22 protein-coding genes are annotated in these 22,894 nt (G+C 73.9%); 9 read left to right on the forward strand and 13 right to left on the reverse strand.

What is annotated here, in order from left to right; all coding sequences use genetic code 11:
- Positions 1 to 54: 54 nt before the first annotated feature.
- A complete protein-coding gene (locus tag ACFVVU_RS28305) occupies positions 55 to 1,383 on the reverse strand; it encodes an NAD(P)/FAD-dependent oxidoreductase (RefSeq protein ID WP_380686975.1) in 1,329 nt (442 codons plus the stop codon).
- A 433-nt stretch (positions 1,384 to 1,816) separates the two neighbouring features.
- Positions 1,817 to 2,722 carry a TIGR01777 family oxidoreductase gene (locus ACFVVU_RS28310; protein ID WP_380686970.1) on the reverse strand — a complete coding sequence of 302 codons (906 nt, stop codon included), beginning with the start codon at positions 2,720 to 2,722 and terminating at the stop codon, positions 1,817 to 1,819.
- A gap of 130 nt (positions 2,723 to 2,852) precedes the next feature.
- Here ACFVVU_RS28310 and ACFVVU_RS28315 point away from each other — a divergent pair, with 130 nt between their 5' ends.
- Positions 2,853 to 3,362 carry a GNAT family N-acetyltransferase gene (locus ACFVVU_RS28315; RefSeq protein ID WP_380686968.1) on the forward strand — a complete coding sequence of 170 codons (510 nt, stop codon included), beginning with the start codon at positions 2,853 to 2,855 and terminating at the stop codon, positions 3,360 to 3,362.
- Between the two features lie 170 nt (positions 3,363 to 3,532).
- Complete coding sequence (locus ACFVVU_RS28320; RefSeq protein ID WP_380686966.1) at positions 3,533 to 4,555, forward strand: DUF2510 domain-containing protein; 1,023 nt, start codon at positions 3,533 to 3,535, stop codon at positions 4,553 to 4,555.
- A 46-nt stretch (positions 4,556 to 4,601) separates the two neighbouring features.
- On the opposite strand, the gene ACFVVU_RS28325 is transcribed toward ACFVVU_RS28320, so the two are convergent.
- The 7 genes from ACFVVU_RS28325 to cobU all read right to left on the reverse strand — a co-directional run bounded on the left by ACFVVU_RS28325 (position 4,602) and on the right by cobU (position 13,369).
- Entirely contained in the window at positions 4,602 to 5,117 is a 516-nt protein-coding gene (locus tag ACFVVU_RS28325; protein ID WP_355361845.1) for a DUF4240 domain-containing protein, read from the reverse strand.
- Between the two features lie 195 nt (positions 5,118 to 5,312).
- A complete protein-coding gene (gene sucB, locus ACFVVU_RS28330; protein ID WP_387793089.1) occupies positions 5,313 to 7,106 on the reverse strand; it encodes a 2-oxoglutarate dehydrogenase, E2 component, dihydrolipoamide succinyltransferase in 1,794 nt (597 codons plus the stop codon).
- A gap of 56 nt (positions 7,107 to 7,162) precedes the next feature.
- A complete protein-coding gene (gene lpdA / locus ACFVVU_RS28335) occupies positions 7,163 to 8,569 on the reverse strand; it encodes a dihydrolipoyl dehydrogenase (RefSeq protein ID WP_380684862.1) in 1,407 nt (468 codons plus the stop codon).
- Between the two features lie 393 nt (positions 8,570 to 8,962).
- Positions 8,963 to 10,471 carry a leucyl aminopeptidase gene (locus tag ACFVVU_RS28340; protein WP_387793092.1) on the reverse strand — a complete coding sequence of 503 codons (1,509 nt, stop codon included), beginning with the start codon at positions 10,469 to 10,471 and terminating at the stop codon, positions 8,963 to 8,965.
- A gap of 299 nt (positions 10,472 to 10,770) precedes the next feature.
- Positions 10,771 to 11,502 carry an adenosylcobinamide-GDP ribazoletransferase gene (locus ACFVVU_RS28345; protein ID WP_387793093.1) on the reverse strand — a complete coding sequence of 244 codons (732 nt, stop codon included), beginning with the start codon at positions 11,500 to 11,502 and terminating at the stop codon, positions 10,771 to 10,773.
- Positions 11,503 to 11,652: 150 nt separating this feature from the next.
- Complete coding sequence (locus tag ACFVVU_RS28350) at positions 11,653 to 12,768, reverse strand: nicotinate-nucleotide--dimethylbenzimidazole phosphoribosyltransferase (protein ID WP_380684858.1); 1,116 nt, start codon at positions 12,766 to 12,768, stop codon at positions 11,653 to 11,655.
- A 28-nt stretch (positions 12,769 to 12,796) separates the two neighbouring features.
- Complete coding sequence (cobU, locus tag ACFVVU_RS28355) at positions 12,797 to 13,369, reverse strand: bifunctional adenosylcobinamide kinase/adenosylcobinamide-phosphate guanylyltransferase (RefSeq protein ID WP_387793095.1); 573 nt, start codon at positions 13,367 to 13,369, stop codon at positions 12,797 to 12,799.
- Positions 13,370 to 13,475: 106 nt separating this feature from the next.
- On the opposite strand from cobU, the gene ACFVVU_RS28360 reads away from it, so the two are divergent.
- A complete protein-coding gene (locus ACFVVU_RS28360) occupies positions 13,476 to 13,679 on the forward strand; it encodes a hypothetical protein (protein WP_387793097.1) in 204 nt (67 codons plus the stop codon).
- 38 nt (positions 13,680 to 13,717) lie between these two features.
- On the opposite strand, the gene ACFVVU_RS28365 is transcribed toward ACFVVU_RS28360, so the two are convergent.
- The gene (locus ACFVVU_RS28365) at positions 13,718 to 14,413 is read right to left on the reverse strand and encodes a class I SAM-dependent methyltransferase (RefSeq protein ID WP_380684864.1); all 696 of its coding nucleotides are present in this window, start codon (positions 14,411 to 14,413) and stop codon (positions 13,718 to 13,720) included.
- A gap of 242 nt (positions 14,414 to 14,655) precedes the next feature.
- Positions 14,656 to 15,255, reverse strand: coding sequence for a DUF3043 domain-containing protein (locus ACFVVU_RS28370; protein WP_355361831.1), 600 nt, complete (start codon positions 15,253 to 15,255; stop codon positions 14,656 to 14,658).
- A gap of 300 nt (positions 15,256 to 15,555) precedes the next feature.
- On the opposite strand from ACFVVU_RS28370, the gene ACFVVU_RS28375 reads away from it, so the two are divergent.
- Together ACFVVU_RS28375 and ACFVVU_RS28380 are read left to right on the forward strand one after the other, a co-directional pair.
- A complete protein-coding gene (locus ACFVVU_RS28375) occupies positions 15,556 to 16,365 on the forward strand; it encodes a PspA/IM30 family protein (RefSeq protein WP_380684856.1) in 810 nt (269 codons plus the stop codon).
- 61 nt (positions 16,366 to 16,426) lie between these two features.
- A complete protein-coding gene (locus ACFVVU_RS28380) occupies positions 16,427 to 16,720 on the forward strand; it encodes a hypothetical protein (RefSeq protein ID WP_380684855.1) in 294 nt (97 codons plus the stop codon).
- Positions 16,721 to 16,813: 93 nt separating this feature from the next.
- Here the strand turns inward: ACFVVU_RS28380 and nadA are convergent, their stop codons facing one another.
- Entirely contained in the window at positions 16,814 to 17,998 is a 1,185-nt protein-coding gene (gene nadA, locus ACFVVU_RS28385) for a quinolinate synthase NadA (RefSeq protein ID WP_380688849.1), read from the reverse strand.
- 201 nt (positions 17,999 to 18,199) lie between these two features.
- Between nadA and ACFVVU_RS28390 the strand changes: the two genes are divergently transcribed.
- The 3 genes from ACFVVU_RS28390 to ACFVVU_RS28400 all read left to right on the forward strand — a co-directional run bounded on the left by ACFVVU_RS28390 (position 18,200) and on the right by ACFVVU_RS28400 (position 21,300).
- Positions 18,200 to 19,123 carry an NADP-dependent oxidoreductase gene (locus tag ACFVVU_RS28390; RefSeq protein WP_380688847.1) on the forward strand — a complete coding sequence of 308 codons (924 nt, stop codon included), beginning with the start codon at positions 18,200 to 18,202 and terminating at the stop codon, positions 19,121 to 19,123.
- Positions 19,124 to 19,272: 149 nt separating this feature from the next.
- On the forward strand, positions 19,273 to 19,737 hold the full coding sequence (locus ACFVVU_RS28395) for an Lrp/AsnC family transcriptional regulator (protein WP_380688845.1): 465 nt from the start codon (positions 19,273 to 19,275) through the stop codon (positions 19,735 to 19,737).
- A 195-nt stretch (positions 19,738 to 19,932) separates the two neighbouring features.
- Positions 19,933 to 21,300 carry a pyridoxal phosphate-dependent decarboxylase family protein gene (locus ACFVVU_RS28400; RefSeq protein WP_380688843.1) on the forward strand — a complete coding sequence of 456 codons (1,368 nt, stop codon included), beginning with the start codon at positions 19,933 to 19,935 and terminating at the stop codon, positions 21,298 to 21,300.
- 97 nt (positions 21,301 to 21,397) lie between these two features.
- Here the strand turns inward: ACFVVU_RS28400 and ACFVVU_RS28405 are convergent, their stop codons facing one another.
- Positions 21,398 to 22,267: a GNAT family N-acetyltransferase gene (locus ACFVVU_RS28405; RefSeq protein WP_387793100.1), complete on the reverse strand. Its 870-nt coding sequence runs from the start codon at positions 22,265 to 22,267 to the stop codon at positions 21,398 to 21,400.
- 242 nt (positions 22,268 to 22,509) lie between these two features.
- On the opposite strand from ACFVVU_RS28405, the gene erpA reads away from it, so the two are divergent.
- Positions 22,510 to 22,863 (forward strand): iron-sulfur cluster insertion protein ErpA, encoded by a 354-nt coding sequence (erpA, locus tag ACFVVU_RS28410; protein ID WP_355361817.1) that lies wholly within the window; start codon positions 22,510 to 22,512, stop codon positions 22,861 to 22,863.
- The last annotated feature ends 31 nt before the right edge of the window (positions 22,864 to 22,894 follow it).

Raw genomic sequence — 22,894 nt, forward strand, 5'->3', positions numbered from 1 at the left:
CCGTCACCCGTCCGACAGCCCGGACCGGCGACGGACCGCGTGCCCCCGGGTCCGTCAGGCCGCGGCGGCCTCCGGGGTGCTGGTCGGCAGCCCGAGGTCGCGCGCCACGGCCTCGGCCGCGCGCCGTCCGGAGACCAGCGCCCCCTGCACGCTGCTGGTGTCCCGGTGGTCGCCGCACACGTACAGCCCGGCCAGCAGCCGCACCGGCCGCCGGGTGTTGTGCGGCGGCGGCATGGCGGGCACCGCGTCCGGCAGGTGCCGCACGCCGAGGAACTGCCAGCCGCCGGTCGGCGTGCCGTACAGCTCCGCCAGCCGTTTGCGCACGGCCGGCTCCAGCGCGGCCGGCCCGCCGGCGTCGAAGGCGCGGCGGCCGAGCACGGTGGTGGCGATCAGCGCCTGCCCGGGCGGGGCGTACGAGGGGTGCAGCGCGCTGAGCACCAGCGAGTGCGAGACCAGCGACGGCCGCCCACCCGGACGGTCGCCGTCCAGCAGCAGCGCGGCCTCGCCCAGCGGCGCCCGGTCGGCCGCGTGGTGGAAGGTCGTGACGGGGTGGAAGTCCGGCAGCCGCAGCCCGGGCAGCAGATCGGCGGCGGAGCGGGGGTCGGTCGCGACGATCACGGCCTGTGCGCCGATCCGCCCGTGTTCGGCGGTCTCCACGCCGTCGGCCGCGATCGCGGTGACCCGCACTCCCGTGCGGACGGTGCCGGGGGGCAGTGCGGCGGCCAGCTGGGCCGGCACGGCCGCGATCCCCCCGGCGGGCAGACAGAGCCGGCCACGTGCGTAGCAGCGCAGCACCAGGTCGGCGACCCGGCTGCTGGTGCCGAGGGCGGGGTCGCTGAGCAGGGCGCCGAGCAGTGGGCGCAGCAGGCCGTCGACGGTGCGCGGGGCGAGCCCGCGTTCGCCGAGGGCCCGGGCGGCGGTGGTCTCCGGCCGGGCCTTCAGCCGGCCGGGCGGGGTGGCGGCGAGTCGGTTGAGCCAGCTGCCGAGGCGTGCCTTGTCCAGCGGGCTGCCCAGCGGTACCCGGGCGGCGGCCTGTCGGGCGGTGGTCAGCTGCGGGTCCCCGACCCGGTACCGGCGCCCGCCGTTGTGCACCAGGACGCCCGGGGCGAGCGGGCGCAGGTCGAGGCGGTCGAGGTCGAGCACGCGGCGCGGCTCGGGGAAGGCGGTGTTCAGCAGATGGCTGCCGTGGTCGAGTCGGAAGCCGTCCTGCTCGTGGGAGGCCGCGCGGCCCCCGATCCGGTCGGCGGCCTCCAGGACCTGGACGGTGATGCCGTGGCCGGTGAGCACGCGGGCGGCGGCGAGGCCCGCGAGGCCTGCTCCCACCACGACGACGTCCGGATCGGACTGTCGGCGGGTTCGGCGAGTGAAGTCGTACGTGGGCACGGGTGGCTCCCTCCCTGGTCCCGGATGTTTCGGGCCGGCGCAGGCAGCGGGGTGCTGGGACACGGTCCGACCGGTGTGATGCCCAGTCAGTGCGACGGTCAGACAAGCGCATCGGGCCCGATCCGAGGCGGGGAAGAGGAGTGATCGCATCCAGTGGGGACACCGTCACGGACTGTGCGCCGATCCGGCCGTGATGGCGTCCGGCGGGCGCACACCGTCACCGGGGGCGCGTAGCGCGCCCGCCCTGTGCTCCCGTGCGCCCCCTCCCGGAGCCCCTCCCGGGAATCACCTCGCAAGCGCCCGGCAGGCGTCCCGCCACCGCCCGGCCTCCGTTCGGCATATGCCCCTGGCCAGGGTGAACGTCGTAGCGGCGCCTACGCGCCGGGGCCGGGCGCGACCACGAGCCCGGCCCCCGAAGGCTCCCGCCCCTTCCTCAGAGCGCCGCCCGCGCCGCCGAGTCGACGTCCGGGTGCTCGAACCGGAAGCCCGCGTCCAGCAGCCGGCGCGGCACCACCCGGTGGCTGCCGACCACCTCGACCGCCAACTCGCCGAGGACCGCCTCCAGGACGGCCCGCGGCACCGGGAAGGGCGTCGGCCGGCGCAGCGCCCGCCCGAGCGCCGCCGTCAGCTCCGCGTTGGTCACCGGCTCCGGGGCGGTCAGGTTGACCGGACCGCTGATGTCCTCCCGGTCGATCAGGAAGCGCAGCGCGGCGACCTCGTCGGCGAGCGAGATGAAGCTCCAGTACTGCCGGCCGTCGCCGAGCCGCCCGCCGAGGCCCAGCCGGAACAGCGGCACGAGCCGGCCGCCCGCGCCGCCGGCCGCGGAGAGCACCAGGCCGGTGCGCGGGTGGACCACCCGGATCCCGGCCCGCTCGGCCGGTGCGGCGGCGGACTCCCACTCCACGCAGACCTCGGCCAGGAAGTCGTCCCCGGCGGGCGAGGACTCGTCGATCACCCGGTCCCCGGTCTGGCCGTAGTAGCCGACGGCCGAGGCGCTGACGAGGACCTTCGGCGGCTCGTCCAGCCCGGCCAGCGCGGCGGCCAGCGTCTCGGTGCCGAGCACCCGGCTCTCCCGGATCTCCCGCTTGTAGCCCTCGCTCCAGCGACGGTCGCCGACTCCGGCGCCCGCGAGGTGCACCACCGCGTCGACCCCGGCCAGCCCGGCCCGGTCGACCTGGCCCAGCAGCGGGTTCCAGCCGATGGCGGTGGTGCCGTCCGGCCGGGGCCCGGTCTTCGAGCGGTGCCGGACCAGCCGCACCACCTGGTGCCCGTCCGCCAGCAGTGAGTCGACGAGTGCCGAGCCGATCAGTCCCGTGGATCCTGTGACCGCGATTCTCATGCGTCCATCCTCGCAGCCGGTCGCGCCCGTTCACGGGAGCGCCGGTGCCGTGCGGCTCCGGCGGGGAGAGGGGAGAGCGAAGCGGCGGCGGGGGAAAATTCCGTGTACGTCAGCGCGGCCCGTGGTTAGCATGCCGCGCATGCACCAAACCGACGATCTGATCATCCGCCCGGCCCGGCCCGAGGACGAGAAGGAACTCGCCGTCCTCAACCGCACCACCTGGACCCCGCTGGCCGAGGTCAGCCCGCGGCCCGCCGAGGACGCGGGGGTCTTCGACGAGCGCCACCCCCCGGACCAGTACCGCCTCGCCCTGCTCGACGGCCGGATCGTCGGCTACATCCGGATCGCTCCGCCGACCCCGGTGCCCAGCAACCAGCACGTGCGCCAGATCCAGGGACTGGCCGTCGACGCCTCCGTCCGCGGCCGGGGCATCGGTGTCGCGCTGGTCGAGGAGGCCTGCCGGACGGCCCGCGGCCAGGGCGCCCGCAAGCTCACCCTGCGGGTGCTCGGCCACAACGCCCCGGCCCGCGCCCTCTACGGGCGCTGCGGCTTCGTGGTCGAGGGCGTGCTGGCCGAGGAGTTCCTGATCGACGGCAAGTACGTCGACGACGTCTGGATGGCCCGCCCCCTCACCGACTGAACCGACTGAACCGACTGAACCGGCCGGCCCCGCCGACCCGGCGGACCCCGGCCGGACCCCGCACCGCCCGGCGCCGGACTGACGTTCCGTCAGAGCCGTTGCCCGGGTGGTGCAGAGTCGTGACGGACCCGGCCTGTCTGGAGCATCACCCGGGCGGGTACCGTCTTGCCGTGAGCAACTCGACGCCTCCCGGGTGGTACCCGGTTCCGGGTGCGGACGGCACGGCCGGTCATGAGCGCTGGTGGGACGGCACGGCCTGGACCAGTGACGTGCGCCCCGTCCAGGCGGGCGGCGGCCCGATTGCCGACGCCCCGACGCAGGTCTCCTGGCAGAGCCCCGGCGGCCCGTCCGCCGCGCCCCCGCCGCCCTCGTACGCCTACGGCCCGCCGCAGCCGGGGCAGCCCGGCTACGGCTACCCGGCGCAGAACCCGCCGGCCTACGGCTACCCGCCGGCCGCCTACCCGCCGCCCTCCAAGCCGAACCGGATCAGGACGGGTACGGCCGTCGGCATCGGGGTCGCGGTGCTGGCCGTGGTCGGCGTGGTGGCCGCCATCGCGCTCAACAGCGGCGGTGACGGTCCGTCCGCCGACAGGTCCCGGCCGGTGACCACGGTCACCGTCACCGACACCCCGGCCCCGACCAGGCCGGACTCGCCGTCGCCCACCACGTCGGCGCGCCCGGCCCCGGCACCCAAGGACACCGTCGCCGATCCGCAGCACGGCATCACCGTGCCGGTCTTCGAAGGCTGGGAGGCGAACACCAGCGGCGAGCACTCGACCGTCTTCCTCGGCACCGGCCAGTACACCTGCCCCGGCGGCGGCAACTGCATCCGCGGCCAGTTCTCGGTCGAGAAGGACACCATCTCCGGCACCACCGCCCGCGCGGCCGCCGAGGCGGCGATGCCGGCCTACGCGGCGGCGATCTTCACCGACATCAGCTCGCACACCGACGCCGGCTCCTCCAGCACCACGGTGGCGGGCATCGCCGGGTACGCGGTGCGCTGGCACATCGTGACCTCGGACGGCAGCAAGGGCTACATCCTGCTGGCGGCCGTCCCGGCCAAGGGCGGCGGCTACGTGGCCTTCGAGGGCGGGGTGGACGACGCCGCGGGCGCGCCCGACCCCTCGGCCCTGGACCAGATCCTCAAGGGCATCAAGCAGGACACCGGCGCGGCGGGCGGTTCGAGCGCCTGAGCCCCCGGCCGCGCCCGGTGTCGGCCGTCCCCTCAGTCCCCCGTCCTCAATCCCCGTACCGCTCCCAGAGCTTGGGGAACCGTTTCGCCATGACGTCCGGGTCGTCGAAGTCGAAGGCGGCCCCGGACGGCCGCGCGGGCTGCCGCCCGCCCACCTCGGGCAGCGGCAGTCCGGTCAGCTGCTCGTAGGCCTCGTCGGCGGCGTAGCCGAGGTCCTCGGCCTCGCCGTCCTCCTCCTCGTCGAACTCCGGCAGCAGGTCCGCCAGGTCGTCGGGCTCGTACAGGCCGCCTTCGAAGACGTCCCGGCCCTGGCCGATCAGCCAGCACCGGAAGTAGTCGAAGGAGTCCTCGGAGGCGCCGCCCAGCAGCAGGTACGCCGCGCCCCACAGGTCGTAGCGGTAGGCGCGCTGGAAGCGGGCCTCGAAGAGCCGGGCGAAGTCGATGACGTCGTCCGGGGCCAGCTCACCGAGCCGTTCCACCAGGCGGTCCGCCTGCTCGTCCGGGTCGCCCTCGGCGGCCTCCCGGGTCTCGTCGATGATCAGCCAGAAGTCGGTCTCGTCCATCACCGCTCCAGCATCCCTGTTCGGTCGCACGCGCGCATGCGAAGAACGGGTGAATCACCCGGAACCGCGCGAAAAACCCGGAACGGCGCGAAGCCCCCGGCGGCGGCCACCGGAAGGGCCCCGGACGCGCGGAACCCCGCGCCGTCCGGGGACGGCGCGGGGTTCCGGTGCTGCCGGAGGTGAACTCCCGGGACCTTACAGGCCGAGCTCGACCTCGAACTCGCCGGCCTCCAGGATCTCCTTGACGGCCACCAGGTAGCGGGCGGCGTCGGCGCCGTCCACCAGGCGGTGGTCGTAGGAGAGCGACAGGTAGGTCATGTCGCGGATGCCGATGGCGGTGCCGCCGTCGGCCTCGATGACCACCGGGCGCTTGACCGTGGCGCCGATGCCCAGGATCGCGGCCTGGTTCGGCGGCACGATGACGGTGTCGAACAGCGCACCGCGCGAACCGGTGTTGCTGATGGTGAAGGTGGCGCCGGACAGCTCGTCCGGGGTGATCTTGCTGTCGCGCACCTTGCCGGCCAGCTCGGCGGTCTTCTTGGAGATGCCGGCGATGTTGAGGTCGCCCGCACCCTTGATGACCGGGGTCATCAGACCCTTCTCCGAGTCCACCGCGATACCGATGTTCTCGGTGTCGAAGTAGGTGATGGTGCCCTCGGCGTCGTTGATCCGCGCGTTGACGACCGCGTGGCTCTTCAGCGCCTGGGCGGCGGCCTTGACGAAGAACGGCATGGGGGAGAGCTTGACGCCCTCGCGGGCGAGGAAGCCGTCCTTGGCCTTGGCGCGCAGCGACATGATCTTGGTGACGTCCACCTCGACCACGCTGGTGAGCTGCGCCTGCTCGTGCAGGGCCTTCATCATGTTGTCGCCGATGACCTTGCGCATGCGGGTCATCTTGACCGTCTGACCGCGCAGGGCGGACGGCGCGGCGGCGGCCTTGGGCGCGGCGGCCGGAGCGGCGGCGACCGGGGCCGGGGCCTGCACCTGGGCGGCCTTGGCGGCCTCGGCGGCGGCCAGGACGTCCTGCTTGCGGATGCGGCCGCCGACACCGGTACCGGTGACGGCGGACAGCGCGACGTCGTGCTCGGCGGCGAGCTTGCGCACCAGCGGGGTGACGTAGGCGTCACCGGCGTCGGCGACCGGCGCGGCCGGGGCAGCCGGGGCGACCGGGGCCGGGGCGGCCGGAGCGGCGGCAACCGGAGCCGGAGCGGCAACCGGGGCGGCGACCGGAGCGGCCGGGGCCGGAGCCGGGGCAGCCGGGGCGACCGGGGCCGGAGCGGCGACCGGGGCCTCCACGACCGGGGCCGGGGCGGCGACCGGAGCGGCCGGAGCAGCGGCGACCGGAGCGGCGGCGACGGCACCCGCGGCACCGATCAGCGCGAGCTGGGCGCCGACCTCGGCGGTCTCGTCCTCGCCGACCAGGATCTTCACCAGCGTGCCGGCGACCGGCGACGGGATCTCGGTGTCGACCTTGTCGGTGGAGACCTCGAGCAGCGGCTCGTCGACCTCGACCGTGTCGCCCTCGGCCTTCAGCCAGCGGGTGACGGTGCCCTCGGTGACCGACTCGCCCAGCGCCGGCAGCAGCACCGGGGTGGCGTCGGCGGCCGGAGCGGCGGCAGCCGGAGCCTCGGCGACCGGAGCCGGAGCGGCGGCCGGGGCCTCCGCGACCGGGGCCGGGGCGGCGACCGGAGCGGCCGGGGCGGCCGGAGCGGCCTCGGCGGCCGGGGCCGGAGCGGCGACCGGGGCGCCCGAGCCGTCGTCGATGATCGCCAGCTCGGCGCCGACCTCGACGGTCTCGTCCTCGGCGACCTTGATCGAGGCCAGAATGCCGGAGGCCGGGGCCGGGATCTCGGTGTCGACCTTGTCGGTGGAGACCTCGAGCAGCGGCTCGTCGACCTCCACGCGCTCACCCTCGGCCTTCAGCCAACGGGTGACGGTGCCCTCGGAAACGCTCTCGCCCAGCGCGGGCAGTGTTACTGAGACCGCCATGGTTTCAGCGACTCCTATCAAGTCTTGCGAACTGGAATGGGGGGTGGGGGGCGCGATCAGTCGTGCGCGTGCAGCGGCTTGCCGGCCAGCGCCAGGTGCGCCTCGCCGAGGGCCTCGGACTGGGTCGGGTGGGCGTGGATGAGCTGCGCGACCTCGGCCGGCAGAGCCTCCCAGTTGTAGATCAGCTGGGCCTCGCCGACCTGCTCGCCCATGCGGGCGCCGACCATGTGGACACCGACGACGGCGCCGTCCTTGACCTGGACGAGCTTGATCTCGCCGGCGGTCTTCAGGATCTTGCTCTTGCCGTTGCCGGCCAGGTTGTACTTGACGGTGACGACCTTCTCCTTGCCGTACAGCTCGACGGCCTTGGCCTCGGAGATGCCGACGGAGGCCACCTCGGGGTTGGAGTAGGTCACGCGCGGGACGCCGTCGTAGTCGATCGGCACCGGCTTGAGGCCGGCCAGGCGCTCGGCGACCAGGATGCCCTCGGCGAAGCCGACGTGCGCCAGCTGCAGGGTCGGGGCGAGGTCGCCGACGGCCGAGATGGTCGGCACGTTGGTGCGCATGTACTCGTCGACGAGGACGTAGCCGCGGTCCATCGCGACGCCGTTCTCCTCGAAGCCCAGGCCGGCCGAGACCGGGCCGCGGCCGATGGCGACGAGCAGCAGGTCGGCGTCGATCTGCTTGCCGTTCTCGGTGGAGACGCGCACACCGGTCTCGGTGTACTCGACGCCCGAGAAGCGGGCCTTCAGCTCGAACTTGATGCCGCGCTTGCGGAAGGCGCGCTCCAGCAGCTTGGAGGAGCTCTCGTCCTCCAGCGGGACCAGGTGCGGCAGGGCCTCGACGATGGTGACGTCGACGCCGAACGACTTCCAGACGGACGCGAACTCGACGCCGATCACGCCGCCACCGAGGATGACGGCCGACTTCGGGATGCGGTCGAGCTTGAGGGCGTGGTCCGAGGAGATGACGCGGTTGCCGTCGATCTCCAGGCCCGGGATCGAGCGCGGCACGGAGCCGGTGGCCAGGACGATGTGACGGCCTTCGACGCGCTGGCCGTTGACGTCCACCGAGGTCTGCGAGGAGAGCTTGCCCTCGCCCTGGATGAAGGTGACCTTGCGGGACGCCACCAGGCCCTGCAGGCCCTTGTAGAGGCCGGCGACGACGTCGTTCTTGTACTTGTGGACGCCGTTGATGTCGATGCCCTGGAAGGTGGCCAGCACGCCGAACTCGGCGGCCTCCTTCGTCTCGTCGGCGATCTCGGCCGCGTGCAGCAGGGCCTTGGTCGGGATGCAGCCGCGGTGCAGGCAGGTACCGCCCAGCTCACCCTTCTCGATCAGGGCGACGCTCAGGCCCAGCTGGGCGCCGCGGAGCGCCGCGGCGTAACCGCCGCTTCCGCCTCCGAGAATGACTACGTCGAAAACGGTGCTGGCGTCGTTCGCCACGTCACGTCCTCCAAGCAAGGGGTGTGGATCGCCGGGCCGGTCGCGGTCCGGTGGGTCGGAAGCCTTTGTGGGGCGCCCAGTCGTGCCGGAAATACATCTTCGCACTTGTTCGCGGCGACTGATGTCCGGGTCCGCCCCGGGGGCGGCCCGAGGGGCGGTGGCAACACCGGGAACAGTCCATGTCCGGGGCCATCGTCGCAGCTCAGAGCGGGGTTGGCCGGGAGGGCGGCGAGCGGTCGGCGAGCCCTCGGGCCCCTGGGTTCCGCACTGTGGAACAAAGTTTCGCCCGCAGCGAACAGAGGTGCGACGGCCGCCCCGTGTCCCCTACCGGCAGGTAACCCGCCCCGGAGAGCCGGACGGGGCCCGGCGCGGTGTGCGCACCGGACCCCGTCCGTCGGTCGTGCCGGGCCGTCAGGCCTTGCCGCCCGCCGCCTTCTGCTCGGCGAAGCGGACCAGGGTGCGCACCGCGGAGGCGGTGCCGCCCTTGGGGGTGTAGCCGAACGGCGCGCCCTCGTGGAACGCCGGACCGGCGATGTCCAGGTGCGCCCAGTCGATGCCCTCGGCCACGAACTCCTTGAGGAACAGGCCGGCCACCAGGCCGCCGCCCATCCGCTCGCCCATGTTGGCCAGGTCGGCGACGGTCGACTCGGTCATGCCCTTGCGCAGCTCGGCCGGCAGCGGCATCGGCCAGGACTGCTCGCCCACCTCGCCGGCGACCGCGTGCAGGGTGTCGCGCAGCTCGTCGGCGTTGGCCATCACACCGAAGGTGCGGTTGCCCAGCGCCATCATCATCGCGCCGGTCAGGGTGGCGACGTCGACGATCACGTCCGGGTTCTCCTCGCCGGCGCGCACGATGGCGTCGGCCAGCACCAGGCGGCCCTCGGCGTCGGTGTTCAGCACCTCGACGGTCTTGCCGCCGTACATCCGCAGCACGTCGCCCGGGCGGGTGGCCGAGCCGGACGGCATGTTCTCCGCCAGCGCCAGCCAGGCGGTGACGTTGACCTGCAGGCCGAGACGCTTGGCGGAGACCACGGCGGCGAACACCGCGGCGGCGCCGGCCATGTCGCACTTCATGGTCTCGTTGTGGCCGGCCGGCTTCAGCGAGATGCCGCCCGAGTCGTAGGTGATGCCCTTGCCGACGAACGCCAGGGTGGCCTTGGCCTTCGGGTGGGTGTAGGCCACCTTCACCAGGCGCGGCGGGTTGACCGAGCCGTTGCCGACGCCCAGCAGGCCGCCGAAGCCGCCCTTGAGCAGCGCCTTCTCGTCCAGCACCTCGACCTTGAGGCCGTGCTCCTTGCCGGCCGCCTGGGCGAGCGCGGCGAAGGACTTCGGGTTCAGGTCGTTCGGGGCGGTGTTGACCAGGTCGCGGGCGCGGTTCATCTCCTCGCCGACGACCAGGGCGCGCTCGACCGCGGCCTTGGCGTCCTTGCTGCCCTTGCGGGTCGACAGCAGCACCAGCTCGCCGACCGGCTCCTTGCCGCCGTTGCCGTTGTTCTTGTAGGTGCCGAACGCGTAGGCGCCGAGCAGGGCACCCAGCGCGACCGCCTCGATCTCGTCGGCCGACTCGGCCGGCAGGGCCAGCGCGGCCTTCTTGGCACCGGCCAGGGCGCGGGCGGCCACACCGGCGGCGCGGCGCAGCGCCTCCAGCTCGTACCCGCCCTCGGCGGCGTCACCGAGACCGACCGCGAGCACGAGCGCGGCCTTGAGACCGGCCGGGGAGGGAACCTTGACGGTCTCGCCCTCGGCGCCGGTGGCGCCCAGCGTGCTGAGAACCTCGGTCAGCTTGCCCTCGAACGCCTCGGCCACGGCCTCGGCGCCGGGGGCCAGCACGATGCCCTTGGGGCCCTTCGCCACGCCGACCACCAGGGCGTCCGCGCGCAGCGAGGCGGCGGAGGAGGTGCTCACAGACAATGCAGTCACGTAAAACGTCCTGTTCTTTCGCGGTCCACGACCGGTCGCGGCGCGTGTGCCGCACCGGCGCAGCCCGGTCCGCCGGCCAGGCCGACCGGCCGGCGTCCGCCGGACCCGGGGCCCCTGGCTGCGCGCGCCCACCGCCGCGGCGGTCGCGCACACCAGAGGCCCCGGCGCCTCGACGTGCGCAGGACGGGCAGGACCTGCGGCGGTGCAGGGCTGCGGTGCTCCCCGCATGGTAGTCCGCATGCTGGGATCACGCGCCGCCCGGTGTACCGCCTTTCGGCGCAGGGGCTTTGGCGTCCCCTTCAGCGCAGCAGCGCGACTGCCAGCAGCGCACCGGTCGCGCCGGTCTCCGCCATCGCGCCGAGCACGTCCCCGGTGATCCCGCCGAACCGCCGCACACAGCGCCGCAGCAGCAGCCAGGATCCGCCGAGGCCCAGCACAACGGCCGTCGGCAGCACGGTCACTGACCATCCGTCAATTGCTCCGGCGAGGGCGAGCAGCGCCGCCGCCGCGCCCGTCGAGAGGACGGCCGCACCCGGCGTCACCGTGCTCGCCACCATCGCGCCCAGCCCGCCCGGCCGGGCCGCCGGCACCGACCGCAGACACCCCCAGGCGAGCGCGCACCGCGCGGCCACCGCCGCCGCGAGCACCGCGAGCGCACCGCGCAGCGGGGAGACGGCGAACTGCCCGGCCAGCGCCGCGACCTGCGCCAGCAGCACCAGGACGAGGGTGAGCACGCCGAACGGGCCGATGTCCGACTGCTTCATGATCCGCAAGGCGTCCTCGGCGGGCTTCCCGCTGCCCAGGCCGTCCGCGACGTCCGCGAGCCCGTCCAGGTGCAGCCCCCGGGTCAGCGCCGCAAGCACCCCGACCGCCGCCACCGCCCCGAGCGGCCCGCCCGCCCGCCAGGCGACCAGGGCCCCCGCACCTGCGGCGAGCGCCCCCAGCACCACCCCGACCACCGGGGCGAGCACCATCGCCCGCCCGCCGGCCTCCCGGTCCCACCGCTCGACCCGCACCCGCAGCACCGACAAGGTCCCGAACGCGAACCGCAACCCGTCCCGCAACCCGTCCCGCAACCCGTCCCGCAACCCGTCCCGCACACCGACCACCCACCGACCACTCGGAACAGCCGAAGGGCCCGGACCCGTCGTCACCGACCGGACCCGGGCCCCCGACCCGTCCTACAGCTTCCCCAGCAGCTCCGCCGCCGTCGGCAGCCGCGCCGGCTCCTTCGGCGCCGCCGACACGAACACCTCCGGCACCTCCTCGGCCAGCGTGTCCGCCGCGGCCTGGAGCAGCGGCAGCGCCATCAGCGCGCCGACCCCCTCGCCCATCGTGATGCCCTGCTCCTGCAGCGGTGTCAGCGTCAGCCGGTCGTAGGCCTTCGCCTGCGCCGGCTCGCCGCTGGTCTGCCCGGCCCGCCACCACTCCGGCGCCCGGAACGCGATCCGCTGCGCGACCAGCGCACACGCCGCCGAGACCACGCCGTCCAGCACCACCGGCAGCTTGCGCACCGCGGCCTGCAGCAGGAACCCGGTGATCGCCGCGAAGTCCGCCCCGCCGGTGGCCCCGAGCAGCGCCAGCTGGTCGCCCAGCACCGGGCGGGCCCGGCGCAGCGAGTCCCGCACGGTCGCGCACTTGACCATCCACACCCGGTCGTCGATGCCCGAGCCGCGCCCGGTGACCGCCGCCGCGTCCGTCCCGCAGAGCGCGCCGATCAGCACCGCCGCCACCGTGGTCGCGCCGACCCCGAGGTCGCCCAGCACCACCAGGTCGGTCCCGGCGTCGGCCTCCTCGTCGGCCACCGCCATGCCGGCCCGGAACGCCTTGGCGGTCTCCTCGGGGCTCAGCGCGTCCTCGACGTCGATCCGCCCGGAGCCGCGCCGCACCCGGTGCTCGGTGACCTCGCCGGGGAAGCCGGCGGCGTCGGCGTCGACCGCGACGTCCACCACCCGCACCCCGGCGCCGAAGCGGCGGGCGAGCAGCGCGACCGGCGCGGTGCCGTCGAGCACGGCGCGCACCCGCGCCGCCGTACCGCCCTGCGCGGGCAGCCGGGACACCCCGAGGCGGGCCACCCCGTGGTCGGCGGCGAACAGCACCACCTTGGGCGCCGACAGCGGCCGCACCGGGGAGCGCCCCTGCACGGACGACAGCCAGGCGCCCAGCTCCTCCAGCTTGCCGAGGCCGTTGCGAGGCCGGTCCAGCTCCTGCCACCGCTCCTCGGCGGCGCGCCGGGCGCTCTCGTCGGGGCGCTCGACGAGCGAGGAGAACGTATCGAGATCCACGGTCGTGTCCATCGTCCGGAAGGCTACACGCCGCCGTCGTTCAGTCGGCGGCGGGCTTGACGGTGAGAACCTGCCCCGCGACCACCAGCAGCACACGCTCGGAGGCGTCGGCGATCGCCATGTTGAGCCGGCCCAGGGTGTCGCGGAACCGGCGGCCGGCCGCGGTGGCCGGGACGACGCCCATGCCGACCTCGTTGCTGACCGCCACCGCCTGCCGCCGGGTGCCGGCCCAGGCCCGGGCCAGCGCCGCGCAGCGCCGCTGCACCGCGGCCTCGCCGCCGTCCGCCCAGACCGCGTCGTCCCAGGCGCCGCACTCGTCCATGACGGCGGTGAGCCACAGCGCCAGGCAGTCGACCAGCACCGGCGCCGGGTCGGCGGGGTCGGCCAGGACCGCCTCCAGGTCGCAGGTCTCGGCGGTGCGCCAGCTCGCCGGCCGCCGCTCCCGGTGCAGCGCGACCCGCTGCGCCCACTCGGCGTCGCCGTCCCGGGTACCGCCGGTGGCGACGTACAGCACGTCCTCGTGGCGGGCGAGCAGCTGCTCGGCCCTGGTGGACTTGCCGGACCGGGCGCCGCCGAGCAGCAGGGTGCGGGGGAGTGGGGCGTCGGATGTCATGCGCCCCATCCTCGCGCACCGCGCATAGCGAAGATCCGGCCGGGCAACCTGAGGGCTTAGGGTGCGCACACAGCGCATCGCTGATCGTCGGCGGGAGGAGCCGGGCATGGTCTGGACGTGGCGGTACGAGAAGGCGGACGGCACCGTGGTGGCCCCGGACAGCGGCCAGGCGGAGGAGTTCGCCGGCCAGGGGGACGCGGAGACCTGGATCGGGGAGAACTGGAAGCAGCTGGCCGAGGACGGCGTGGACCGCGCGCTGCTGCTGGACGACGGCCGCGAGGTCTACACGATGAGCCTGCACGAGGACTGAGCCGTCGGGGGTGGCCCCGGAGCCGGCCGGCTCCGGGGCTACTTCATGCCGACGACGTGCAGCAGCGCGGCGACCTGCCGGTACGGGTCGGTGCGCCCGCCCCGCTCCTCGGCCTCCAGCAGCTGGGCGAGCTGGCGGCCGTCGACCGGCGCCGCGTCGTCGGGGGCGTGGTCGGTGAAGACCCGCACGCCGTACCAGTGCCGCAGCGGCACGGACACCTCGGAGAGGGTCACGGCGAGGTCGGCGATCCGGTCGGCGCGGGCCGCCAGCCCGAGTCGGTTGTAGTACCGGTCGCTCTCGAAGGCCTCCAGGGCGGCGCGCCAGTCACCGGCGGCCGCGGGCCGCAGGGCGAGCGCGTCGCGGTTGCGCACCACCAGGGAGAGCAGTCCGCCGGGGGCGAGCAGCCGGGCCAGCGAGGCGATCATCGGATCGGGGTCCGGCAGGTACATCAGCACGCCGTGGCAGAGCACGACGTCGAAGCTGCGCGCCCCGAACCAGCGCCCGCACTGGTGGCCGTCGCCGATCAGCAGCTGGACCCGCTCCCGCACCGCCTCGGGCTCCTCGGCGAGCGCGCCCTGGGCGGCGCCGAGCGCGGCCGGGTCGGAGTCGATGCCGGTGACGTAGTGCCCGGCCCGGGCCAGCCGCAGCGCCTGGGTGCCCTGGCCGCAGCCGATGTCGAGGACGCGCTGCGCGTCGCGGCCGGTCAGCTGCTCGGCGAGCTGCCGGGCGACCATCTCCTGCCGGACGAGGTTGCGCAGCGAACCGGGCCGCCCGGGGGACGGGCCGGCACCGGCGAAGGAGCCGCTGCGCGAGGGCAGCCGCCGCTCGTACCCGGTCAGCTCGTACCCGCCGCGGTCGTGGCCGGCGCGCTCCTGGGCGAACCGGTCGTGGCCGCCGCCGCCCTGGCCGGGGAGCGCGTAGAGGCCGGGCCCGTCCCAGACGGGAGGGGCCCAGCCGGAGTCCACCGGTTCGGCGGTCAGGGCTTCTCCCCGCGCCGCACCTGCGGCTTGGGCAGTCGCAGCCGGCGCATCTGCAGGATGCGCATCAGGCCGTAGGCGACCGCGCCACGGGTGTTCTGCCCGGCGAAGCGCTCGGCGAGCTGCTTGCGCAGGCCGAAGCCGAGCCGGACGAAGTCCAGCACCACCAGGACGAAGAAGAGCAGGAACAGCAGCGTGGAGAGCAGCTGGAGGGCCGGCACCTTGACGATGCTGAGCACCAGGATCACGACCGCGGCCGGCAGGAAGAACTCGGCCAGCGACCAGCGGGCGTCCACGTAGTCGCGGGTGAACTTGCGCACCGGGCCCTTGTCGCGGGCCGGGAGGTGGCGCTCGTCGCCCTCCAGCAGCGCGGTGCGCTGCTTCTCGCGCTCGGCACGCATCCGCTCGCGGGCCTGGCGGGTGGCCTCCTTGCGGTCCTTGGGCACGTTCACCCTGGTCCGCCGGTTGGCCTCGGCCTCACTGCGCTTGGGCGTGGGGCGGCCCTTCTTCGCCTGCGGGTCGCGGGGCTGGGTCGTCTCGTCCTGCTTCTCCAGCACGGCGGCGGAGGCAGCGGCATCATCTGAACGGCGTCGGAACACACCACCAGCGTACGGGGTGCGGGACGGCTTCCTCCGGTCCCCCGGGAACCAAACGCATATCGATCGCGTCCCGGGCGGCCGGCCCCGGGTTTCCCCGGGGTTCCCCGTAGGGGATCACTCCGCTGACCGGCGGGTGGTACGAGAACGGGATCCACCCCGCGGAGGAGGCTTTACGGGACCGACCTGTAGCACTCTTGTTGCAGGCAGGTGCACTGCGGCGACGGGCTCGCTGCACATACACTCGTCGTGTCTGGTAACGAGATAGAGACCGCAGGCCGGAGAAGGGGGCACCCGAGGCCCATGAGCGACGGAATCATGAAGCGTATGGGGCTGATCTTCCGCTCCAAGGCGAACAAGGCCCTGGACCGGGCGGAAGACCCGCGTGAGACGCTGGATTATTCGTACCAGAAGCAGCTGGAGCTGCTGCAGAAGGTACGTCGTGGCGTCGCGGACGTGGCCACCTCGCGCAAGCGCCTGGAGCTGCAGCTGACCCAGCTGCAGCAGCAGTCGTCGAAGTACGAGGACCAGGGACGCAAGGCGCTCTCGCTCGGCCGGGAGGACCTCGCCCGCGAGGCCCTGACCCGCAAGGCGAACATGCAGTCCCAGATCAACGACCTGCAGGTGCAGTACCAGCAGCTCCAGGCCGAGGAGGAGAAGCTCACGCTCGCCTCCCAGCGGCTGCAGGCCAAGGTCGACGCCTTCCGCACCAAGAAGGAGACCATCAAGGCCACCTACACCGCGGCCCAGGCGCAGACCCGGATCGCCGAGTCCTTCTCCGGGATCTCGGAGGAGATGGGCGACGTCGGTCTCGCGATCCAGCGGGCCGAGGACAAGACCGCGCAGATGCAGGCCCGGGCCGGCGCGATCGACGAGCTGCTGGCCTCCGGCGCGCTCGACGACGCCAGCGGTCTCGGCCGCAAGGACGACATCGAGGCCGAGCTGGAGCGGGTGGCCGGCGGTTCCGACGTCGAGCTGGAGCTGGCCCGCATGAAGGCCGAGCTGACCGGCGGCTCCCCGGCCTCCGGCCCGCAGGCGATCGAGCAGGGCCGCCCGCAGGACGCCGCGCCGCAGCAGCAGCAGGACACCCCGCGGATCAACTACAACAAGTGACCTGAGCTCCACCGAGGAGCAGCTCCGGGAGACATCCCCCAGGAACAGGGAGACGCACGGCATGATCATGAGGGTCATGGGTGAGGGGCAGTTCGAGGTGGGCGAGGCCCACCTCAACCGGCTCAACGAGCTCGACGAGGAGCTCCTCGCCGCACTGGATTCGGGGGACGAGGAACACTTCCGCCGGGCGCTCGGTGAGCTGCTGGGCGCCGTGAAGAAGTTCGGCACCCCGCTGCCGGACGACTCGCTGGAGCCGTCCGACCTGATCCTGCCGGATGCCGAGGCCTCCATCGAGGAGGTCCGGGTGCTGCTGCGCGACGAGGGCGACGGTCTCATCCCGGGCGTTCCCGAGTAGCCGCCGTCTCGGCCAGACACAGGGGCGGGCCCCCTCCCACCGGGAGGGGGCCCGCCCTTCGTCCGTGCCGCGCGAGCGGCGGACCGCCCCGCGTTACGGCAGGGCCAGCATCCGGTCCAGCGCCGCCTTGGCGTGCTTCTCGGTCTCCGGGTCGACGGTGATCACGTTCGGCACCCGGCCCTCGACCAGCGACTCCAGCGCCCACACCAGGTGCGGCAGGTCGATCCGGTTCATGGTGGAGCAGAAGCAGACCGCCCGGTCCAGGAAGACGATCTCCTTGTCCGGGTGGGCCTTGGCGAGCCGGCGGACCAGGTTCAGCTCGGTGCCGATGGCCCACTTGGAGCCGGGCTCGGCGGCGTCCAGCGCCTTGATGATGTACTCGGTCGAGCCCACCATGTCCGCGGCCGCGACGACCTCGTGCCGGCACTCCGGGTGCACCAGGACGTTGACGCCGGGGATCCGCTCGCGCACGTCGTTCACCGACTCCAGGGTGAACCGGCCGTGCACCGAGCAGTGGCCGCGCCAGAGGATCATCCTGGCGTCCCGCAGCTGCTCGGCGGTCAGGCCGCCGTTCGGCTTGTGCGGGTTGTAGACGACGCAGTCGTCCAGCGAGAAGCCCATGTCGCGCACCGCGGTGTTGCGGCCGAGGTGCTGGTCGGGCAGGAAGAGCACCTTCTGCCCCTGCTCGAACGCCCACTCCAGCGCCCGCTTGGCGTTGGAGGAGGTGCAGATGGTGCCGCCGTGCCGGCCGGTGAAGGCCTTGATGTCGGCGGAGGAGTTCATGTACGAGACCGGGACGGTGACGTCGGCTATGCCGGCGTCGGTCAGCACGTCCCAGCACTCGGCGACCTGCTCGGCGGTGGCCATGTCGGCCATCGAACAGCCGGCCGCGAGGTCCGGCAGGACGACCCGCTGGTCGTCGCCGGTGAGGATGTCGGCCGACTCGGCCATGAAGTGCACACCGCAGAAGACGATGTACTCGGCCTCCGGGCGGGCCGCCGCGTCGCGGGCGAGCTTGAAGGAGTCGCCGGTGACGTCGGCGAACTCGATCACCTCGTCGCGCTGGTAGTGGTGGCCCAGGATGAAGACGCGGTCGCCGAGCGCGGCCTTGGCCGCCCGGGCGCGCTCGACGAGGTCCGGGTCGGAGGCCGGCGGGAGGTCGCCGGGGCACTCGACGCCGCGCTCGCTGTTCGGGTCGGCCTCGCGGCCGAGCAGCAGCAGAGCGAGCGGCGTCGGAGTGGGGTCGACGCCGTAGGTCTCGGTGATGGTGGTGGTCACGGGCGGGCGCCCTTCTGTGCGGCCGATCAAGCGGTGCAGCCTTTTCGTCTATCTGACGCAATCTATGATAACCGGTTAGCGTCAGAGTGACGATGGCCATCCTGTCGATGTGACGAGAACCGCTCGCCGGTTCGGAGCCTTCCCGGGCGCTCGCGGCGTGGCCGAAACGGGATCCCGGTCCGTCCGGGTTTCGCTGGTGGCATGAAGGCAATCGCGATCCACCGCTACGGCGGCCCCGAGGTGGTCGAGTACACCGACCTGCCCGACCCGAAGGTCGGTCCCGACTCGGTCCTGGTGCAGGTCAGGGCGGCCGGGGTGAACCCGGTCGACTGGAAGGTGCGGGAGGGCCGGCTGGACGGCCTGCTCGACGCGCACTTCCCGCTGGTGATGGGCTGGGACGCGGCGGGGGTGGTCCGCGCGGTCGGCGGCGGGGTCACCGAGTTCGCCCCCGGTGACGAGGTCTACGGCTACCTGCGCAAGGATGCCGTCGAGCACGGCACCTACGCCGAGCTGGTCGCAGCGCCGGTCCGCACCCTGGCCCGCAGACCGGCCGCGCTGGACTGGGCGCAGGCCGGCGGGCTGCCGCTGGCCGGGCTGACCGCCCTCCAGGCGCTGCGGGCGGTGGGCGTCGGCGCCGGGGACACCGTCCTGGTGCACGCCGCCGCGGGCGGGGTCGGCCACCTGGCCGTCCAGCTCGCCAGGGCCTTCGGGGCCCGGGTGATCGGGACCGCCGGCGAGCGCAACCACGACTACCTGCGCTCCCTCGGGGCCGAGCCGGTCCGGCACGGCGAAGGCCTGGCCGACCGGGTCCGGGCGCTCGCCCCGGAGGGCGTGGACGCCGCGCTGGACCTGGTCGGCGGCGACGCCGTCGAGGTCTCGGCCGCCCTGGTCGCCGACCCCTCCCGGATCGCCTCGGTCGCCGACTTCGGGGTCAGGGCGCGCGGTGGCCGGTACGTCTGGGTCCGTCCGGACGCCGCCGGGCTGGCCGAGCTGGCCGCGCTCGCCGACGAGGGGCGGCTGACCGTGACCGTCGCCTCCACCTTCCCGCTCGCCCAGGCCGCCTCGGCCCAGGCGCTCAGCGCGGAGGGCCGCACCCGGGGCAAGATCGTCCTGCTCGTGGACTGACGCCTCCGGGGCGCGCGGACACCCCGCGTCATCCGTCAGCGGTGCTCTCACTCCTGACATCAGCCAGAATGGTTGCCGAACCGTTTCGGCGGGCCGCCGTCGCCCCGCCGCCGTTCCCGACGCCGCACGACCCGTGGAGCCCCGCACCGATGAGCAGCAGCCGAGCGCACGAGCTGGTCGGGGCCTCCCTGGACGAGACCGACCGCCTCCTCCTCGCCCGGCTGGCCGGGGACGGCCGCGCCTCCTACGCGGAGATCGGCCTCCAGGTGAACCTCTCCGCCACCGCCGTCCGCCGCCGCATCGACCGGCTGCGGGCGCGCGGGGTGGTCCGCGGCTTCACCGTGGTGCTCGACCCCTCGGTGCTCGGCTGGCAGACCGAGGCCTTCGTCGAGGTCTACTGCCGCGAGCGGACCGCCCCCGAGGAGATCCTCGCCAGCCTGCGCCAGTTCCCCGAGGTGGTCGCCGCCTGGACGGTCACCGGCGACCCGGACGCGCTGGTCCACCTGCGGGCCGCCGACATGCGGCACCTGGAGGCCGTCATCGAGCGGATCCGCCGCGAGCCGGGCGTCCAGCGCAGCCGCTCCTCCGTCGTCCTCTCCCAGCTCATCGGCTGATCGGCCGGCCGCGTCCGGGGCCGGCGCAGGAATCCTGCGCGCGGCCCGTCGAAGACGCCCGAAAGCTGCCCGACCGGCCGCGTTCCGACGCGCGGACCGGGCCCGTCGCTGCCTACGCTGATCATGTCCGGCCGTGCGGTGCCAACCCCCCGCGCCGCCGGACCCCCCGACACCCCACAGCCGAGAGGGACACCCGTGTCCGCAGCCCCCGACCGCATGCACCGGCCCGACAGCGACCTGGTCGACCTGGTTTTCGACTACATGCGCGAGCGGCTGCAGTACGACCCCGTCCCGCTCGACCACCCCGGTGACGGCGAGCACCTGCGCGCCCAGCTGTCCGGCCTGCTCAACCAGGACGGCAACAACCCGGCCGACGTGCTCAAGCTCTACGACCACGAGCTCTCCCGCGCGGTGATCTCCGCCGACAGCCCGCGCTACCTGTCCTTCATCCCGTGCGCCCCCACCAAGGCCGCGCTGCTCTTCGACATGGTCGTCTCCTGCGCCTCGCTCCAGGGCATCTCCTGGCTGGAGGCGGCCGGCGCGATCGCCGCCGAGAACCAGGTGCTGCGCCTGATAGCGGACCGCGCGGGCCTGCCGGAGTCGGCCGGCGGCACCTTCGTCTCCGGCGGCTCGGCCGGCAACCTCTCCGCGCTGGTGGTCGCCCGCGACACCGCCCGCCGCCGCCTGGGCGTCGGCCCGGAGGCCCGGCTGCGGGTCGCCGTCGCCGACCAGGTGCACTCCTCGGTCAAGAACACCTTCAACATCATCGGTGTCGAGGCGTTCAAGGTGCCGACCGTGAACCGCCGCTTCACCGGCGAGGCGCTGCGCGCCGCGCTGGCCGCCGACCCGAACCCGGAGACGGTGATCGCCGTCGTCGGCACCGCCGGCACCACCAACGAGGGCATCGTCGACGACCTCCTGGGCCTGGGCGAGGTGGCCCGTGAGCGCGGGCTCTGGTTCCACGTGGACGGCGCCTACGGCGGCGCGGGCCTGTTCGCCCCCTCCGTCCGGGAGCGCTACAACGGCATCGAGCTCGCCGACTCCTTCGTCGTCGACCCGCACAAGTGGCTCTTCGCGCCGTTCGACTGCGCCGCGCTGATCTACCGCAACCCCCAGCTCGCCCGCGCCGTGCACACCCAGGACGCCTCCTACCTGGACGTCCTGCACACCGAGGGCGACGAGTGGAACCCCACCGACTACGCCTACCACCTGACCCGGCGCGCCCGCGGCCTGCCGCTCTGGTTCTCGCTCGCCGTGCACGGCGTCCAGGCCTACACCGACGCCATCGAGGCCGGCCTCACGCTCGCCCGGGAGACCGCGCAGCTGATCCGCGACACCGACCACCTGGAGCTGCTGTTCGACCCGCAGCTCTCCGCGGTCTGCTTCAAGCGCACGGGCTGGACCAACGACGACTACTACCGCTGGTCGCAGCAGCTGCTCGCGGACCAGATCGGCTTCGTCACCCCCACCGGCTGGGACGGCGAGACCGTCGCCCGCTTCGCCTTCCTGCACCCCGGCACCACCATGGAGATGGTCGGGGAGATCCTCGACACCATGGTGTGACGCACACCCGACGCGCACACGCGCGCACCGACGGACCCCCGCCGGGCCCCGGCCCGGCGGGGGTCCGTCCGTTCCCGCCGCAGCTCCAGGACAAGCCCTACAGCAGCCCGCCGTTCGGCACGTACGGCATCGGCGGGCGCATCCCGCGCAGGCCCACGAAGCCGCGGGTCTCCACCGTCAGGCCCACTTCGAGACCGACGTCCAGGGCCCACTCCTGCTCCGCGGTCAGCGCCTCCACCAGGGCCTCCACCCCCTCCGGCACCCGGGCCAGCGCCTCGCGCAGCAGCCGGGTGGCGATGCGCTTGGAGGTGGCCGCCAGCAGCTTCACCTCGCCGCCGTCGCGGTAGCAGTAGCCGCTGCCCGCCAGCGCGTCCGCGATCAGCAGCTCCTCGCTGTGGGCGAGCAGCAGCTCGTGGTCCGGGCCGTGCGCGGAGCCGCGCAGCCGGCGGTCCACCGAGTCCAGCAGGTGCCGGTGGGTGACGTTCCCCGGGTGCACCGGGATGTCCCCGGGGTCGACCAGCCCGGACCGGTCCACCCGCCCGGTCAGCCGCATCGCCGGGTACAGCGTGAAGCCGGCCAGCCGGTAGCGGCGCACCGCGGCGGGCGACGGCGAGGCGCACAGCATGCCGCGCAGACAGCCGCGCCCGTACACGAGGGCCCGGTCCAGCAGCAGCCGGCCGACCCCCTTGCCCTGGACGTGGGGCGGCACCACCAGCAGCGCCAGCACCCAGACGCCCTCGCGGCGCAGCGAGAGCACCGCGCCGACCGGCTCGCCGTCGAGTTCGGCGAGCCAGCAGCCCTGCGGATCGGTGCGCGCCAGGTGTCTCGTCCGGGCCAGCTGGTAGACGGCCGGCCGGGGCGGCTCGGTGGCGGGCGGGGCGTCGGGGAGGGAGGCGAACGCTGCACGGGCGACGTACTGGACCACCTCCGCGTCGGCGGCGGTGTCCTGGATCGGGCGCAGGATCATGCCCACCATCCTGGCCGTCCGGGCGCCGCCGCGTGGCCCGTTCACCCGGATCGGCCCCATCGGGCGGTGACCGGGGTCCGCCGGTGTGCGAGCATGGGGAGCGTATGGGGAGCGGGTGCACGCCCGGCCCACGGAATCACGCCGCCACGAATCCTCCGAAAACACCGCCGTCCGGGAAATGAATCCGGGCGACCGTCGGTTGGCACTGGCGGCAGACCGTCGTCAAGACCGGGAGAAAGCAGATGACCGTCCAGGACGAGACCACTGTCGAGAGTGGCATCCTCCTCACCGATGCCGCCGCGGGCAAGGTCAAGGCCCTGCTGGAGCAGGAAGGCCGGGAGGACCTCGCGCTGCGGGTCGCCGTCCAGCCCGGTGGCTGCTCCGGCCTGCGTTACCAGCTGTTCTTCGACGAGCGCTCGCTCGACGGCGACGTGGTCAAGGACTTCAACGGCGTCAAGGTCGTCACCGACCGCATGAGCGCCCCGTACCTGGGCGGCGCCACGGTGGACTTCGTGGACACCATCGAGAAGCAGGGCTTCACGATCGACAACCCGAACGCCACCGGCTCCTGCGCCTGCGGCGACTCGTTCAGCTAATGGCCTGACGCGAAGGCGGCCCCGGATGCCC

The organism is Kitasatospora sp. NPDC057965 (assembly GCF_042887135.1).
Lineage (GTDB): Bacteria > Actinomycetota > Actinomycetes > Streptomycetales > Streptomycetaceae > Kitasatospora.